Origin of the sequence: Nonomuraea longispora, assembly GCF_004348345.1 — a bacterium.
Classification (GTDB): Bacteria; Actinomycetota; Actinomycetes; order Streptosporangiales; family Streptosporangiaceae; genus Nonomuraea; species Nonomuraea longispora.
In genome coordinates, this window is sequence record NZ_SMJZ01000200.1 from 1 (window position 1) to 16,831 (window position 16,831).

The window sequence follows — 16,831 nt, forward strand, 5'->3', positions numbered from 1 at the left end:
CGCCCGTCATGCGCGCTCCCCTGGCCCCGCCCTTGACCGCCGCCTCCACGGCGACGTCGAGCTCCGGCGACGACACCTCGTACTGGTCCCTGAGCGACAGGTGTGAGGCGTTCAGCAGCGCGCCGATCTCCGTGACCGCGCCCGCGCGCAGCAGGCCGATGAGGGCTTCCACGCGGTGGTTCTCCGTGACGACGTGCATGGTGCGCTTGCGCTCGTCGCCCTGGAGGCGCTCCAGCGCCGCCGACAGGTCGGTGATGTCGCGCAGCGCGGGGACACCGAGCTTGCGGGCCGCCGACTCGCACTCGGCGCGGCGCTTGGCGTATTCGCCGTCCGCGTGCGCGTGGTGCGCCTGGGTGTCGATGATGAGCATGCCGAGGCCGTGGGAGGCCAGGTCGAGCGGGATGTTCCTGGAGGCGAGCGAGCGGCAGTCGAGGAACAGCGCGTGCCCCTCCTCGCACAGCGCCGAGGCCGCCTGGTCCATGATGCCGCAGGGCATGCCCACGAAGTCGTTCTCGGCCTTCTGCCCGAGCAGGGCGATCTCCATGGGGGTCATGCCGAGGTCGTGCAGGTCGTTGAGCGCGGAGGCGACGGCCACCTCCAGGGCGGCGCTGGAGCTGAGGCCCGCCCCCCGGGGGACGTCGCCGTCGATCGCGATGTCGGCGCCCGAGACGCGGTCGCCGAGCATGGCGAGCACGCCCACGACGTAGCGGGTCCAGCCCGTCGACTCGTCGTGGCTCGCCATGGTGACCGGGTCGCCGGTGGCCTGGAGGGACAGCAGGCGGATGGTCCCGTCGGAGCGCGGGGTGACCGCCGCGGTGACGCCCCACGGCACCGCGAAGGGGAGGACGAAGCCGTCGTTGTAGTCGGTGTGCTCACCGATCAGGTTGACCCGGCCGGGCGCGTGCCAGACGGTTCCGGGGGACGCGCCATAGGCGGCACGAAAAGCTTCAACAACGCGCATAACCGAACACTCCTCAACATAGGCCCGACCGTAGACTAGCGCCATGGAGGAACTCCTGGACTCGAAGCTCGGCCAGATCCGGGTGTTCCTGGTGCACGACGACAACAAACCGCGCAAGCTGAGGCACAACCTGGGCCATCGTCGGCTGCTGACGTTCGGGGGCGCCTACTCCAACCACATCAGGGCCGTCGCCGAGGCCGGCCGGCGGCACGGCATCGAGACGATCGGCGTCATCAGGGGTGAGGAGCACCGGCCGCTCAACCCGGTGCTGGCGTACGCGGCCGCCTGCGGCATGACGCTCACCTACCTCGACCGGGCGACCTACCGGCGCAAGCACACCGGCGAGGTGCAGGCCGGACTGCGGGAGCGGTGGGGCGGCGACGTGGTGATCCTTCCGGAGGGCGGGAGCAACGCCGCGGCGGTGCGCGGGTGCGCCGAGCTCCCGGGGGAGATCGCCGGGCACTACGACGTCATCTGCTGCCCTGTCGGCACCGGGGGCACGCTGGCCGGGATCTCGGCCGGGCTGCCCGAGGGGAGGCGGGCGATCGGGTTCGCGGTGCTGAAGGGCGCGGGGTTCCTCGCGGACGAGGTGGCCAGGTTGCAGCGGGAGGCGTACCGCCGTACGTGGTCGAACTGGGAGATCAACCTGGACTACCACTTCGGCGGATACGCCAAGTCAACGCCGGATCTTGAGCGATTCATCGCGAAATATCGTGTCGAACGGGTCTACGTGGCGAAAATGCTGTACGGCATCCTCGACCTCGCCCGGCAGGGCGCCTTCGCCCCCGGCACCCGCGTCGTCGCCGTCGTCACGGGTCAGCCCTCCACCCCGGTGGACGCGTGCGGCGCCCCGACCGGCTTCGACTCGGGCGAGCCGCGTTGTCTCAAATAGATCGAGAGCACCACCATCGACAACACGGCGAGCAACTCCGACTGCCAGTTCTGCAGACTGCGGTTCCAGAACTCGGGCGAGGTGACGTACGCGCCCCACGAGACCGCATCACGCAGGTCGGTGAGCCGCTGGGCGTTGTACGCCGCCTGCCCCGCCACCGACTGGGCCAGCCACGACAGCACGAAGACGGCGCCCATCACCAACCCCAGAGAGTTGCTGAACAGCCAGAGTCGCAGCCCCTTGGCCCGCGACCAGGCGGGCGAGTCGTCCTCGGAGTACCGGCCGATCCGCTGCTGCTCGCCGGACTCCGCGCCCTCCTCGCCCGGCTCCTTCGACTCGGGCGAGCCGCGCTGCACGAGCCAGACGGTCATCATGATGAACAGGAAGAACTGCAGGTACTCCGACTGCCAGTTCTCGGCCACGTCGACCGCGAAGGACGACGAGGCCACGTAGTCGAGCAGCGACACCGGCTCCGAGCCCGCGGCCGCCTGCTGGTCGTTGTAGTCGAGCAGCCCCGCCACGGCCTGCCCGCACACCGACGCCACGAACAGGATGAGGAACGTCAGGGAGAGGGCGTTGTCCTTGATCCGTCTCACAGCCGCGACCATCCGATCGCGAAGAACCACGCGAGCCCCACGACGATGATGAGCGCCGTCAGCGTGAACATCACCCGCATCAGTCCTCCACCTCGCACTCGTAGGGAAGGTCGCGCACCGGCCGGCAGCCCGCCGCCCTGATCCGCCAGCCGTCGCTGAAGCGGTGCAGGAAGAGCGTGTCACCGGTCAGGCGCACCTGGGCCTCCTCACCCCACACGCTCACCGCGGTGGACCGGCCGCCCGGCCCCAGCTTCACCTCGCGCAGCGCGTCGGCGCACGTCTGGCCCGGCCCCGGCAGCTTCTCGGCCGTCCTGCGGGCGAGCATGGCGCACGCGCTGTCCTCCTGCCGCCCGGCGATCGCGGCGTGGAAACGCTCGGCGGCGCGCGCGGGCGACGTGGTGTCCACCGCGCAGCCGGCGACGGTGAGCACGGCCAGCATCGGCACGGCGAACGGCATTCTCATGCGCCTCCCGCTACCCAGGCGTGCGCCGGGCATGCTGGAGTTGATCGCCTGGTCAGCCCAGCTGGTCGAGCACCGGCGACACCAGGGCGTTCAGCTCGCGGGCCAGCACCGCCACCGCGCGGTGGGCGCGCTGCTCGACCTCGTCGTGGGGGCCCTCGGGCTCCGGCGGCAGGTCGTCGAGCGGCACCGGCGCCTCGACGAGCAGCGTGGCCCGCAGGAACGGGATCCTGGCGAGGTCCTGCTGGGCCGGCTCGACGTACTGGCCGAAGGTCTCCTGCCAGCCCAGCCATCCGCGGTCGCGCCACCAGGCCCGCGACCGGGTCAGCTCCTCCGGCAGCGGCGAGACGACCTTGACGCGGGCGTAGAGGGTGCCGTCCCAGGTGTTGCGGTGGCAGGTCGCCTCGAGGACGCGGCGGTCCCAGCGTACGTAGCCGGGGGTCAGCGACGGCGGCGTGGCCAGCCGCCAGGCCGCGCAGGCGAACCTGACGGGCGCGATGTCACCCCACTCGAACTCCTCGAGGTTCTTGCGCACGTGTACGGCATAGCGCCCGTCACGGTCCCTGTCGAACTCCTGGTCGATCCAGAACGCCTTGCCCATGGGCACCACGCTACGGCGCTGACCCACTTCTCGGTGCACGGACTGCGAGATCCCGGAATGGCTGTGACCATGGGTGGTGCATGTGTAGCTTTTTCACATTATTGGATGACCTTGGAGAGATGATGGCGTCAGAACAGCTCGACGCGGCCATGAACCACTGGAGAGCGGGAGATCTCGACGAGGCCGCCGCGCTGTTCAGGCAGATCGCGGCCACGGGCGACCCGGAGGCGTCCCACCTGCTGGCGGGGGTGTTGCAGGAGCAGGGAGACCTGGACGGCGCCGAGGCGGCCCACCGCTCGGTGATCCAGTCGGGTGACCCCGTGTTCGGGCAGCGCTCGGCCATGGCCATGGGCATGATGCTGGTCGACGCCAAGGAGTGGCCGGCGGCCCACCGGGTGCTGACGATCGCCTCAGACGGCGCCGACTTCGAGGTGGCCGCGCTCGCCGAGACGGCCATGGTGCTGGTGTGCACCCACCTCGGCGACGCGCAGGGCGCCCAGGAGGCGCTCGAACGCGCCCGCAAGTGCGACAGTCCCGCCGTGGCCGAGCTGGCCGCGCGGCTCGAACTGCCGGAGTTCCGCCAGGACCCCGCCTCCGCCCGCGACCTGTACGAGGCGGCCGAGAACGAGGACGACTACAAGACGCTGTTGACCTGTGGCGACCCCGAGGTGGTGTCGCTGTCGGCGTTCCGGCTCTACCAGGTGTACGCCGAGGACGAGAACTTCGACGCCGCCCGTGAGGTGTGCGAGCACGCCATCGCCGTCGGGCACCCCGATCACCTGGCCATGGCCCACAAGCTGCTCGGCGCCGTCCTGGTGGACCTCGGCGAGTACGCCGAGTCCGCGGCCGCCTACCGCGTGGCCGCCGAGGACCCGCGGCCCGATCTGCGGCTGCCGTCGCTGATCGAGCTGGCCAAGGTGACCGCGCGGCTCGGCGACGTGGAGGAGACCAAGGCGATCTTCCGCAGGGTGATCGCCAGCGGGCAGCGCGAGCACGCCGTGGAGGCCCAGGCGTGCCTGGCCCAGATGCACACCGAGGCGGGGGAGGTTGCCGAGGCGCTGGTCGCGCTGCGCGCGGTGCTGGAGGCAGGCGAGAGCGAGTGGGCCTCGGTCGGCGTCACCCTGCTCGGCATCCTGCTGGAGCAGCATCCCGGCTCCCACGACGAGATCATGGAGCTGACGGCGTACGCGGCCGGGCACGCCGACGCCGACGCCGCGTTCAAGGCCGGGCTGCTGCTCGAACACGACGCCATGCGGCAGCCGCTGCCCGATCCCGTCGAGGAGCAGGCGCTCCAGGACACCGACGAGGGCCTGGCCCGTCTGCGCGACGGCGACCTCGCCGAGGCCAGGCGGCTGCTGCGCAGGGCCGCCGACGCGCTGGCGCCGGCGCAGTCGCTGCGCGCCATGGTGGCGCTCGCCGAGCTGGAGCTCGGCGAAGGCGACCGGGAGCAGGCCGACGAACTGCTGACGTACGTGGCCGAGAGCGACGACCTGCTCCAGGGGTTCAGCGCGACGTTCCTGCTGCACCTGCTGCACGAGTCGGGCGACGAGCTGCACCCGGTGCTCGTGGCGATGCTCGGCCACCAGCGGCTGGGCAGGGAGGAGGGGCTGGCCCGCTACCGCGCGATCCTGGATCACCCGGACCCCGCCGTGGCCGCGATCGGGACCGCCGTGTTCGCGCAGGTGCTGGTGTCCATCGGCATCGACTTGTCCGACACGGCCGAACTGTTCGATCAGGCGGCCGGGTCCGGCGATCCGCTGGCGTTGTCGTACACCGCGCTGATCCGCAAGGACGTGCTGCCGGACACCGACGAGACGACCGCGCTGCTGCGCCGAGCCTGGGAGGACGGCCATCCCGCGCTGGCGGCCTGGGTGGCGTACGCGCTGGGCGGGCTCGTCGCGGAGGAGGACCCGCTGCTGGCGCGGGCCGCGTACGAGCGGGCGACGGGGGCCGGGCACCGGGGCCTGCGCGCGGAGGCCGCCGCCGACCTGGCCACCCTGTACGAGGCACAGGGCGACCTGCTCGCCTCCTGCCGCCTGCACGAGCGGCTGATCGCCGAGGGGCAGGGGGAGCGCAGCGCGCTGCCGCTCGGGTACGCCAGGGTCAGGCTGGACGACCTCGACGCCGCCCGCGCGGCCTTCGCCCTGGGCTCCGACGAGGTGAGCACGTTCGGGCACGCGCTGCTTGGCGAGGACTTCGAGGCCGCCGCGGCGGCGTTCCCCGAGGGGGACGCGCACGCGGTGGCCGGCTCGCTGGCGGTGGAGTGCGCACACGTCTGGCAGCGCGCCGGCCGGACCGGGGCCGCAGACCGCGCGTTGTCGCTGGTGGTCGCGGCCGGGCGGCAGGACCTGCGCCGGCAGGCCGCCTGCTATCTCGGCGCCCTGCGCAACGACTCCGGCGACAAGCACGGCGGCGTCGACGCCTGGCGGCAGGCGGCGGGCGGCGAGGAGGACCACCTGACCGCGGTGGCGCTGCGCGCCGCGGGACGGGTGCTGATGGAGCTGGGGCAGCACGCCGAGGCCGCCGAGGCGTTCGCCGGCGTGCCGGACTCCGCCGACGAGCAGCTCCGGACCCAGGCGGCCCTGGGGCTCGGCGAGGCGCTGGTGGCCTGCGGCCGCGTGGACGAGGCCGGCGAACGGCTGGCCGCGGCGCTGGGCGAGAACGCGTCGTTGCACCTCGCCCGGTTCCTGCTCGACCGCGGCGACGCCGAAGGCGCGCTGGCGGCCGTCACGGCCGCTTCCCCCGAGCCGACCGGGGAGTCGGAACGGCTGCGCGGCACCCTGCTGGCCAGGACCGGCGACCTGGAGCCCGCGCGGGCGGCGTTCGAGCGGGCGGCGGCCATCGACCCGGACTCCGAACCGCGGACCATGCTGGAGGCCGGCCGCTGTCTCATGGCCGCGGGCGACACCGAGTCCGCGCATTTCGCCCTGGAGCGGGCCGCCGCACAGGAGGACGACACGTACGCCGCCGCCGTCTCCCGCCACCTGCTCGGCCGGGCCGCCCCCGAGGAACTGCCCTGGGTGCTGGCGGCGGAGGGCGACCGGCCGGGCGCGCTGGCGGCGCTGACCGAGCTGACCGGTTCCGAGGTGATGGCCGGGGTGCTGCTCGCACTCGAGGACGAGGACCTGCCGCGGGTCCGCGACCTGCTGACCGGCGCGGCCCCCGCCGACCTGGAAGAGGCCCTGCGCGAGGTCCTGTCCTGGGCCCAGGACATGGACGACGCCGTGGCGAGCCCGTTCTTCGAGCTGGTCGCCGAGCTGGGCGGGCCCGCGCTCGCGGCGCAGGCCCGGATCGATCTCGGCGCGGCCCTCACCGCCAAGGGTCACCACTGCCGGGCCGAGCTCGCCTTCCTGCCGGCCACCGAGCGGGCGGAGACGGCCGAGACGGCCTGGCGCAACATCGCGGTCGTACGCCGGCGCCGCGGCGACCTCGACGGTGCCGTCGAGGCGGCCAGGGCGGCGCTGCCCGCCACCGCCCTGGCCCTCGCCGACCTGCTGCGCGAGCGCGGCGACACCGCCGGTGCGCGCGCCGCGCTGGCCGAGGGGGTCGCGGCCGGCGACCTCGAATGCCGCCGCCACCTGCTCGTCCACCTGCTCCAGGAGGAGGACCACGACGCGCTGGAACGGGAGGCCGAGTCGGCCTTGGCCACCGGCGACCCCGAGACCGTCGCCATGGCCTACTGGATGCGGGGCGACGCCCATAAGGCCAGGGGCGACATGGAGGCCGCGGCGCGCGCGTACGGCCAGGGCATCGACGTCGGCTTCCCGGGCACCACGCCCAGCATGCGGGTGGACCTGGGCAAGGCCCTGCGCGAGCTGGGCGACACGGAAAGGGCGGCCCGCGAGGTCCGGCTGGCCATGGAGTCGGGCGACCCGGGCGCGATGGGCAGGGCCGGCGTGCAGCTCGGCATCTGGCTGCACGAGGAGGGCGACGATCTCGCTGCGGCCAGGGCGTTCGAGGTGGCCACCGGCACCGGCACGGACCTGGCGAGCACCGCGCTGAAGAACATCGAGGTCCTCGCCCACCTGGCCTGCCGGCGCGGCGACCACGCGGTGGCCATGCAGGTGCTCGCGCTCATGGGCGAGAGCGCGGCCGAGGCGGCCGGCACGCTGGGCGACCTGTGCGAGGACCCGGAGGCCGTACGCGACTACTACGAGCTGAGGTGGGCCGGGCCCGCCGCGGACCTGCGGGTGGCCGGGCGGCTGACCGAGCTCGGGCGTACGGGCGAGGCCCGCGCGATCTACGAGCGGTTGCACGAGGACGACGACCCCGACGTGCGTTTCGTGGCCGGTGGCAGGCTGCTCGAACTGCTCGACGCGGAGGGCGACTCGGAGGCCTTCTACGACCTGACCGAGCGCCAGGCGGGCGACGCCGACAGTCCCGCGAGGGGCGTGTTCGCCAGCCTGCTCGGGATGCTCCAGAGCGACCAGGGCGACACCGAGCAGTCGCTGCGCACGCTGCGGGAGGCGGCGGAGGACGGCGATCCGACCGTGCTCACCGCGTTCGCCCAGGCGCTGGTCGAGGCGGGCGAGGTCGAAGAGGGCCGGGAGGTCTACCGGCGGGTGCTCGACGCCGGTGACGCGGACCGGGCCGTACGCGCGATGATCGCGATCGGGCAGACGTACCACGAGGAGGACGGGGAGCGGGCGCGCGAGTGGTACCTCCGGGCCGCCGGCGAGGGGGACGGGCACAACGGGGCGCTGGCGGCCATGTACCTCGGCTCGCTGGCCAAGCGCGAACGGGACTTCGGTGAGGCGCTCACCTGGTATCAGCGGGTCATCGACGCGGGAGACCCGGAGTCGGGACTGGCCGCCGCGCACCTCGGCGAGCTCTGCCACTGGCTGGGGGACCGCGACGGCGCGCTGCGGTACTACGAGCAGACGCTGGGCCTGACCGAGCAGTCCGACCTGGTCGCCGAGGCCGCCTTCCGGCTGGGCGAGATCCGGTACGAGCGTGGCGACCTGGAGCAGGCCAGGCGCATGTTGCGCAGGGCGGTGGACACCGGCGACGCGTCGTTCGCCGCGGAGGCGGAGACGCTGCTCGCGAAGATCGGCTGACCGGCGCCCGCACTTGCGCATAATTAAATGACAGCTTAATCTCATCTAGTCAAACAAATGGGGTGAGATGAATGGTCAGGCCAGGACGACCACCGCAGGATCCGGCGCGGCTTCAGGAGCGGGCGCACCGGATCCTCGACGCCGCCGCCGAGCTGGTCCTGCGGTGGGGCTACGACAAGACCACGATCGACGACGTCGCCAAACGCGCCGGCGTCGCCAAGGGCACCATCTACCTGCACTGGAAGACCCGCGACGCGCTGTTCACGGCGCTGCTGCGCCGCGAGCGGGTCCTCATGCTGGGCGACGTGCGCCGCAGCGAGCCCGCCACGCTGAGCGCGCTCTACGGCGCGTTCGCCCGCGAGCTGCTGCGCCGGCCCCTGCTCCACGCGCTGCTGGGCGAAGACTCCGAGGTGCTCGGCAAGCTGACCCGCCACAAGCGGAGAGGCGCCGGCTCGCCGGAGCCGCTGCCGGCCCTGGGCTCCTACATGACCGAGCTGATCAAGCGCGGTGCCGTGCGCGAGGAGTTGGGCGACCACGCCATAGTGGCCGGCTCCATCCTTTACGGGTTCCTGTTCCTGCCCGACGGCATGCAGGGCATCACCCGCCCCTCCGACGACCGGGTCGCGGACCTCGTGGCCGACACCATCGAGCGCGCCATGAGCACCGGCGGGCCGCCGCCCGGCGACGACGCCGACGCCGTGGCGCGGGCCACGCTCGACTTTCTCGACGCCGTCACAGAGGTCGCCGAGGCGAAGCTCACGGCCTCGATGAACGGCGACTCCGGCGCCGCGGGAGGCACACGATGAAGGCCGTGATCCCCCTCGACGACGCCGCCGCCGACCTCGCGACCGCGGGCGGCAAGGGCGCCTCGCTGGCGAGGCTGGCCAGGGCCGGGCTGCCCGTCCCCGGCGGGTTCCACGTCACCACCGACGCCTATCGCGCTTTCGTGGCCGGGTTCCGTGACGAGATCCTCGGAGCGTCCTCCGCCGACCCCGACGGGATCGCGCGGATGTTCGCCGAGCGCGACATTCCCGCGGGGATCGCCGAGGAGATCCTCCGTGCGTACGCGGCGCTCGGCGGCGACGTGCCCGTCGCCGTCAGGTCCTCCGCCACGGCCGAGGACCTGCCCGGCATGTCGTTCGCCGGGCAGCAGGACACCTACCTCAACATCAGGGGCGACGCCCTGCTCGACGCGGTCAGGCGCTGCTGGGCCTCGCTGTGGAACCCCAGGGCCATCGCCTACCGCGACCGGAACGGCGTCCCCCACGACGAGGTGGCGCTGGCCGTGGTGGTGCAGGAACTGGTCGACGCGGAGGCGGCCGGCGTCATGTTCACCGCCGACCCGGTCACGGGCGCCCGCGACGAGACCGTGATCAACGCCTCGTGGGGGCTGGGCGAGGCGGTCGTCGGCGGGCAGGTCACCCCCGACACGGTGGTGGTGTCCGGCGGCGCGGTCGTCCGGTCGCGCACCGGCGACAAGACGGTCATGACCGTCCGCACCGCCACGGGCACGCAGGACCGGCCCGTGCCCGCCGACCTGCGCGGGAAGGCCGTGCTCGACGCCGCGCAGGCCGTGGAGCTGGCCGGGATCGGGGCGCGGATCCAAGAGCTCCACGGCACGCCGATGGACGTCGAATGGGTCATGCGGGACGGCGCGTTCGCCGTCGTGCAGGCCCGCCCGATCACCGGCCTCGCCCCCGAGGTCGAGGAGTGGAACGACAGCCTCAAGGGCGACCACCTGTGGACCGGCGGCAACCTGGGAGAAGCCATCCCCGACGTGATGACGCCGCTGACGTGGTCGTTCGTGCGGCTGTTCATCGCCGAGGCGATGTCCGCCTCGACCCTGCCCGGCTTCGACCTGGTGGGCAACATCGGCGGCCGCTTCTACATGAACCTGAGCGTCGTGCACTCGATCGCCACGGCCCTGGGCATGAGGGGCCGGCTCGGCGCGACCGAGCAGGTCCTCGGCAAGGTGCCGCCCGGCCTCGACGTGCCGCTGCTGAACGTCTCCCGGTGGAGGATGCTCAAGCGCGTGCTGCCCATGGCCGTGCGCATCCGCCGCCGCGTGCGTACGAACCTCAAGGGCATGCCCGCCTTCCTGGCCACCTCCCGGCAGCGCTGCGAGGAACTGCGGGAGAGGATCGCCGCCACCGGCTCGGCCGCCGAGCTGGCCACGCTGTGGGACACGGAGGTCCGGCCGCACACGGTCACAGCCTGCGGCATGCTGGAGGCGGCCGGCCGTCAGGGCGGCACGACCCTGGTCTACACCCGCGACCGCCTGCGCAAGCTGATGGGCGAGGTCGACGCCGAGGCCATGCTGACCGGCGTCAGCACAGGCGGCGAGCTGGCCAGCCTGGGGCCGGTGACGGGCCTGTCCAGGCTGGCCAGGGGAGAGATCACCAGAGACGAGTTCGCCCGAACCTACGGGCACCGCGGCGCCCACGAGTTCGAGGTGTCGAAGCCGCGCCCCGGCGAGGACCCCGCCTGGATCGACGCCCAGCTCGCGGGAGTGAACGACCTGCGGGACGGCACGGAAACGCTGCTCGCCCGGCAGGCCGAGGCCAGGGAGGCGGCGTGGAAGCGCTTCGCCGAACGCCATCCCGGGAAGGAGGCCAGGATGCGCGCCCGGGTCCAGCGGTGGGCCGCCGTGGTACGCGACCGCGAGACGGCACGCTCGGAGAACATCAGGGCCTTCTGGGTGCTGCGGGCGTTCGCCGTACGCGCGGGGGAGCTTACCGGCAGGGGCGACGACGTGTTCTTCCTGTCCCTGGAGGAGCTGCTCGCCCTGCTGCGCGGCGACCCGTCGGCGCTGGAGCGGGTGCCGGTGCGGCGGGCCACCTACGAGCGGTACGCCGCGCTGCCGCCCTACCCGGCGCTGATCGTCGGCCGCTTCGACCCGGTGCGCTGGGCCGCCGACCCCGGCCGCCGGGCCGACCTGCACGACGCGCGCGGAGCCTCCGTCTCCGTGAGCGACACCGTGACCGGCTTCCCCGGCGCTCCCGGCGTGGTCGAGGGGGTCGCCCGCGTGCTCTCGGGTCCCGAGGAGGGCGAGCGGCTCAAGCCGGGCGAGATCCTGGTCACGACGCTGACGAACGTGGGGTGGACGCCGATGTTCCCGCGGGCCGCGGCCGTGGTGACCGACCTGGGGGCGCCGCTGTCGCACGCCTCGATCGTCGCCCGTGAGCTGGGCATCCCGGCCGTGGTCGGCACCGGCAACGCCACCATGCGGCTGCGCGACGGCGACCGCATCAGGGTCGACGGCGAGCGGGGCACGGTCGAGTCGCTGGAGTCACAAGTCTCCGCCAAGGCGGTCGCGACCGCGGGCGAGGTGTGATCACGTCGTTCGACATGATCGACCAACCGAACCCAGACGACGAACGCGAGCTGGAAGCGCGCTGCGCCCGCTTCAGGATCGCCAAGCAGGAGCTCGACCGGGCCGCACGGCGGCAAGGAGAAACGGAGGAGGACGAGGCCGACTCCGCGGCGTGACGTGAGGGGCCGCCGGTGTGGTGGTCAGTCCTCGCGCATGCATCGAGGACGTGCGCGCGGCCGTTGACGAGGTGGTGGCCGCCCGGGCTGAGCGAGTTGACGAACAGGCGGTCGGCTCCCGGCAGGGCGGTCAGCCGGAGCATCACGTCGCTCGCGGCGATCCGCCACCGGTGCGACGGGGCCGTCCACGCGATGAACCGCCGCCCGAACTCCTGGACCTCGGCGATGCCCGGCGCCATGCGCTCCTGGGAAAAATCGATTGCCGCGCCGCTCGCGGTTCTGGTGTGCTGACCCCACCCGAACGAACAGAGGAGCACCACCATGCGAGCACCGGTCATGTCCCCCCAGGAAGGAAGTTCTCTCTCGATGAAGGACATGACGTTCGGTGCGTACGCTCAATCTCGGAATCCTCGCGCATGTAGACGCCGGTAAGACCAGCCTGACCGAGCGGCTGCTGCACGCCGCCGGTGTCATCGACGAGCCCGGCCGCGTCGATCAGGGCAACACCCAGACCGACTCCCTGGCCCTGGAACGGCAGCGCGGCATCACGATCAAGTCCGCGGTCGTGTCGTTCGCCGTCGGCGGCACCACGGTCAACCTCATCGACACGCCCGGCCACCCCGACTTCATCGCCGAGGTGGAGCGCGTGCTGAGCGTGCTCGACGGCGCGGTCCTGGTCGTCTCGGCCGTCGAGGGCGTGCAGCCGCAGACCCGCGTGCTCATGCGCACGCTGCGCCGGCTGGGCATCCCCACGCTGATCTTCATCAACAAGATCGACCGCCGGGGCGCCGACCCTGGCCGCGTTCTCGGCGATCTCGCCGAGAAGCTCTCCCCGGCCGTCGTCTCCATGGGGTCGGCTCCCGGTCACGGCACGGCCGAAGCGTCCTTCACGCCGTTCGGCGACGAGCCCGGCTTCGCGGGCCGCCTGCTCGACGTGCTCGTGGAGCACAACGAGGCGCTGCTGGCCGCGTACGTGCACGACGAGGGCTCCGTCTCGTACGCCAGGCTCCGTGCCGAGCTCGCCGCCCAGACGGGGCAGGCGCGGGCGCACCCGGTGTTCTCGGGCTCGGCGATCACCGGCGCGGGCGTCGACGCGCTGATCGCCGGCATCGAGGAGCTGCTCCCGGCCGCCGGCGGCGACCCCGAGGGCCCGCTGTCCGGCACGGTCTTCAAGGTCGAGCGCGGCCCCGCGGGAGAGAAGATCGCTTACGTGCGCATGTTCTCCGGCACGATCCGCACCCGCGACCGGCTGAGCTTCGCCCGCGAAGGAGAGCACGGGCAGGCCCGCGAGGGGAAGGTCACCGCGATCGGCGTCTTCGACGGCGGCACGGCGGAGCCGCGCCCCGAGGTGGGCGCGGGCCGCATCGCCCGGCTGTGGGGGCTGGCCGACGTCCGGATCGGCGACACGATCGGCCTGCCGCGCAAGACCGAGGTGCAGGGCCACTTCGCGCCGCCGACGCTGGAGACGGTCGTGTCGCCGCTCAGGCCCGGCGACAGGGGCGCGCTGCACCTGGCCCTCGCCCAGCTCGCCGAGCAGGACCCGCTGATCGCCCTGCGCCAGGACGACGTACGCCAGGAGGTGTCGGTCTCCCTCTATGGCGAGGTGCAGAAAGAGGTCATCCAGGCCACGCTGCTCGACGACTACGGCATCGACGTCACCTTCCGCGAGACGACCACCATCTGCGTCGAGCGGCCGGTCGGCACCGGAACCGCGGTGGAGCTGATCGGCAAGGACCCCAACCCGTTCCTCGCCACCGTCGGGCTGCGTGTCGAGCGGGGCCCGCGCGACAGCGGGGTGGAGTTCCGGCGGGAGGTGGAGCTGGGTTCCCTGCCGTACGCGTTCATGAGGACGATCGAGGAGACCGTGCACGAGACGCTCCGGGAGGGCCTGCACGGCTGGCAGGTCGTCGACTGCGTGGTGACCCTGACCCACACCGGCTACTACGCCAGGCAGAGCCACATGGGAGGCGGGTTCGACAAGAGCATGTCGAGCACCGCCGGCGACTTCCGCAACCTGACGCCGCTGGTCCTGATGAGCGCGCTGGCGCAGGCCGGCACCACGGTGGAGGAGCCGATACACGGCTTCCGCATCGACCTGCCCCCGGACACCGCCGGTCAGGTGCTGCCCGTGCTGGCCCGGCTGGGCGGGATGCCGCGCGCCCAGTTCCCCGGCCTGCTGGCGGGTGACATCCCCTCTGCGGGGGTGCACGCGCTGGAGCAGCAGCTGCCGGGGCTGACGCGGGGCGAGGGCGTGCTGGAGTGCGACTTCCTGGGCCACCGGCCCGTACGCGGTCCCGCCCCCGACCGGCCGCGTACCGACCACAACCCGCTCAACAGGAAGGAGTACCTCCTGCGCGTCGTCCGGCGGGTCTAGCGGCGGTCGGGGTCGGCGGACAACACGATCGCGCCGAGGTAGCCGTCGCCGTCCTCCATGACCGTCATGAGCATGCCGTCGCGGAAGTCCTCGTCCTTGTCGTTGGACGTGTCGCGCCCCGGGTGCGCGGAGTACGGCGGCCTGGCCAGGACCGCGGTGTTGACCGACTCGTCGAACATCAGCTGGGTGCACAGGACGCGTCTGTCGCTGACGTGGACCATGGCGTGGATGTGCACGGTGCGGCCCGGGTACCAGCCCGGCCAGATGGTGGTGAACTGCACGGTGCCGTCGGGGTTCGTGACCTGCGCACCCCGAAGGTAACGCTTGTCGTCCGAAGGAGTCATATCGGTCATGAGCGGCTTACCGAGGCTGCCGCCTTGCGACTCCTTCTCGGCTCCCGAGTACAACCCGGCCGCGTCGCAGTGCCAGATCTCCACCACGGCGTCGCGCAGCGGCCGGCACGTGCCGCTGTCCTGGACCCGGATGCCCAGCCGCAGCCGCACGCCAGGCTTGCCCTCGCGGATGTCACTGCGGATCTTGCCCGCGTCGAAGTAGAAGGGTCCCTGCGTCGCGCTGGGCGTCAGCGTGCACGTGCCGGCGCCGGCGAGCAGCGAGGAGAGATCCGTGGTCACCGTGCCCGCCCTGGCGCCGGAGGCCGACAACAGGCCGCCGAGCCCGAGCGAGCTGACACCGGCGATCAGCCGCCGCCGGCTGACGCGCCGGCCATCATGATCGTGTCGCACTGGAGTTCCTTCTGGGCGTTCCGTCCCTCCGTACGAACTTCTCACGGAACGACGGAAATACCCCGAAGGCGCGGCGGTGACCAGGCGTTTTCGTGTGCGAGCTGCCGGCTCGACTTCCTGCCACAGGCGGCGATCACCCCGCCGGCGCGTGAGGGGATCAAGGGGCCGGTGGCGGGCCGTAGATCTCGGGGATGCCGCGCCTGATCGCCGCCACCGTCTCCTCTGGCGTCATTCCCGTGCTGTCGACCCCCAGGTAACGGTAGCCGTCCTGGTCGTCGGCGATGGTCGTGTCGCGGGTGTCGGCCAGGTCCACCCCGTCACGCCACTCCTGCGTGGTCTGCTTGGCGCGGGTGAGCCTGCGGCGTTGCCGCTCGTCGTGCTCCACCAGCAGCTCGACCATGTAGACCTCGTCCACCTCGGGGACGAGGTCGCGGAAGCGCAGATAGTCGTCGCGGGTCAGGAAGAAGCTGCCCGCGATGACGTTCGGGTAGCCGCCGGCCCAGTAGTTGCGAACGAGGACGGCGACGTTCGACCGGAGCAGGTGCCAGAACGCCTCGTCGTAGCGGCACGGGTTGACCTGGCCCAGGTCCTCGCCGTCGACCCGCGCCCCGTGCGGCGTGAGCGGCAGCAGCGCACGAATGATCGTGCTCTTGCCCGCGCCTTCCCGCCCCGAGACGAGGATCAGGTGGCGGGCGGCGGGCTTGTGCGATAACAAGATCTCATCGAATGCGGACACGATGCATCAGCCTGCCACACGGCGCCGCCGCCGGGCAGGGGTCAGCGTTGCCGTGCCGGTCGGATGACGAGCTCGTTCACGTCCACCTCCGGCGGCTGGCCGACCGCGTACGCGATGGCGTCGGCGATCGCCGAGGGCGGGATCGTGTTGGCCCGGTAGGTGCGCATGGCCTCCTGGGCGCCGGGCTCGGTGATGGTGTCCGCCAGCTCCGACTCCACGACGCCCGGCGAGACGGTGGTGACGCGGACGCTGGGGTCGAGCTCCTGGCGCAGGCCCTCGGTGATGGCCCACGCCGCGTACTTCGTGGCGCAGTAGACCGCGCCCGTCGGCACGACCTCGTGCGCGCCGACGGAGGCGACGGTGACGAAGTGGCCGCTGCCCTGCCGCTGGAAGTGCGGGAGCGCGGCGGCGATGCCGTACAGCAGACCGCGCACGTTCACGTCGATCATCCGGTCCCACTGCTCGACCAGCAGGGAGTCGAGCCGGGACAGCGGCATCACGCCCGCGTTGTTCACGATCACGTCGATCCGGCCGTGCTGTTTCGCGGCGGTGTCGGCGAACGCGGCGACGTCCCGGCGGTCGGTCACGTCGAGGCGGTGCACGTCGGCCGTGCCCCCGCCCTCCTTGATGCGGGCGGCGAGGTCGTCGAGGCGGTCCGTGCGGCGGGCGCCGATGACGACGTGGTGCCCGTCAGCGGCCAGACGCAGCGCCGTGGCCTGGCCGATGCCGCTGCTGGCGCCGGTGATCAGAACGATCTTCTCGTTGGTGGTCATGTCGCACTGTTTCCCTTCGTTTCCGCTCATTTCGGAAAGTCGGCACTGAGCGTCAGGTCACGCCAGGCGTCGAACCCGGTCCTGAGGGTGTCCAGCCGGGCCGACGCGACGTCGTACGCCGCCCTGCCCAGCCCTGCCCTGCCCTGCCC

13 protein-coding genes are annotated in these 16,831 nt (G+C 72.4%); 6 read left to right on the forward strand and 7 right to left on the reverse strand.

The window, feature by feature from the left end; all coding sequences use genetic code 11:
• On the reverse strand, positions 1-961 hold a 961-nt coding region (galK, locus tag E1267_RS35655; protein WP_132339360.1), incomplete at its 3' end, for a galactokinase.
• Between the two features lie 43 nt (positions 962-1,004).
• On the opposite strand from galK, the gene E1267_RS35660 reads away from it, so the two are divergent.
• The gene (locus E1267_RS35660; protein WP_132339362.1) at positions 1,005-1,853 is read left to right on the forward strand and encodes a 1-aminocyclopropane-1-carboxylate deaminase/D-cysteine desulfhydrase; all 849 of its coding nucleotides are present in this window, start codon (positions 1,005-1,007) and stop codon (positions 1,851-1,853) included.
• Here the strand turns inward: E1267_RS35660 and E1267_RS35665 are convergent.
• From E1267_RS35665 to E1267_RS35675, 3 genes are all read right to left on the reverse strand, one after another.
• Entirely contained in the window at positions 1,778-2,449 is a 672-nt protein-coding gene (locus E1267_RS35665) for a DUF6766 family protein (protein WP_132339364.1), read from the reverse strand. The genes E1267_RS35660 and E1267_RS35665 overlap by 76 nt on opposite strands.
• A gap of 79 nt (positions 2,450-2,528) precedes the next feature.
• Positions 2,529-2,912, reverse strand: a complete 384-nt coding sequence (locus E1267_RS35670) for a hypothetical protein (RefSeq protein ID WP_132339366.1) — start codon at positions 2,910-2,912, stop codon at positions 2,529-2,531.
• 52 nt (positions 2,913-2,964) lie between these two features.
• Positions 2,965-3,510: a hypothetical protein gene (locus E1267_RS35675; RefSeq protein ID WP_201761261.1), complete on the reverse strand. Its 546-nt coding sequence runs from the start codon at positions 3,508-3,510 to the stop codon at positions 2,965-2,967.
• Positions 3,511-3,629: 119 nt separating this feature from the next.
• On the opposite strand from E1267_RS35675, the gene E1267_RS35680 reads away from it, so the two are divergent.
• The 5 genes from E1267_RS35680 (at position 3,630) to E1267_RS35695 (ending at position 14,430) form a co-directional block, all read left to right on the forward strand.
• Positions 3,630-8,567 carry a tetratricopeptide repeat protein gene (locus tag E1267_RS35680; RefSeq protein WP_165959983.1) on the forward strand — a complete coding sequence of 1,646 codons (4,938 nt, stop codon included), beginning with the start codon at positions 3,630-3,632 and terminating at the stop codon, positions 8,565-8,567.
• Positions 8,568-8,638: 71 nt separating this feature from the next.
• Positions 8,639-9,373 carry a TetR/AcrR family transcriptional regulator gene (locus E1267_RS45425; protein ID WP_181957889.1) on the forward strand — a complete coding sequence of 245 codons (735 nt, stop codon included), beginning with the start codon at positions 8,639-8,641 and terminating at the stop codon, positions 9,371-9,373.
• Positions 9,370-11,901, forward strand: coding sequence for a PEP/pyruvate-binding domain-containing protein (locus tag E1267_RS35690; RefSeq protein WP_132339370.1), 2,532 nt, complete (start codon positions 9,370-9,372; stop codon positions 11,899-11,901). The genes E1267_RS45425 and E1267_RS35690 overlap by 4 nt, the downstream gene beginning before the upstream one ends.
• Positions 11,902-11,915: 14 nt before the next feature.
• On the forward strand, positions 11,916-12,056 hold the full coding sequence (locus E1267_RS44915) for a hypothetical protein (RefSeq protein WP_165959984.1): 141 nt from the start codon (positions 11,916-11,918) through the stop codon (positions 12,054-12,056).
• 385 nt (positions 12,057-12,441) lie between these two features.
• Positions 12,442-14,430, forward strand: a complete 1,989-nt coding sequence (locus tag E1267_RS35695; RefSeq protein WP_132339372.1) for an elongation factor G — start codon at positions 12,442-12,444, stop codon at positions 14,428-14,430.
• On the opposite strand, the gene E1267_RS35700 is transcribed toward E1267_RS35695, so the two are convergent.
• From E1267_RS35700 to E1267_RS35710, 3 genes are all read right to left on the reverse strand, one after another.
• Positions 14,427-15,173, reverse strand: coding sequence for an intradiol ring-cleavage dioxygenase (locus E1267_RS35700; protein ID WP_132339374.1), 747 nt, complete (start codon positions 15,171-15,173; stop codon positions 14,427-14,429). The genes E1267_RS35695 and E1267_RS35700 overlap by 4 nt on opposite strands.
• Positions 15,174-15,330: 157 nt before the next feature.
• Positions 15,331-15,909 carry a P-loop nucleotide/nucleoside kinase family protein gene (locus E1267_RS35705; protein WP_132339376.1) on the reverse strand — a complete coding sequence of 193 codons (579 nt, stop codon included), beginning with the start codon at positions 15,907-15,909 and terminating at the stop codon, positions 15,331-15,333.
• Positions 15,910-15,950: 41 nt separating this feature from the next.
• A complete protein-coding gene (locus E1267_RS35710) occupies positions 15,951-16,682 on the reverse strand; it encodes an SDR family oxidoreductase (RefSeq protein ID WP_132339378.1) in 732 nt (243 codons plus the stop codon).
• Positions 16,683-16,831 lie beyond the last annotated feature (149 nt).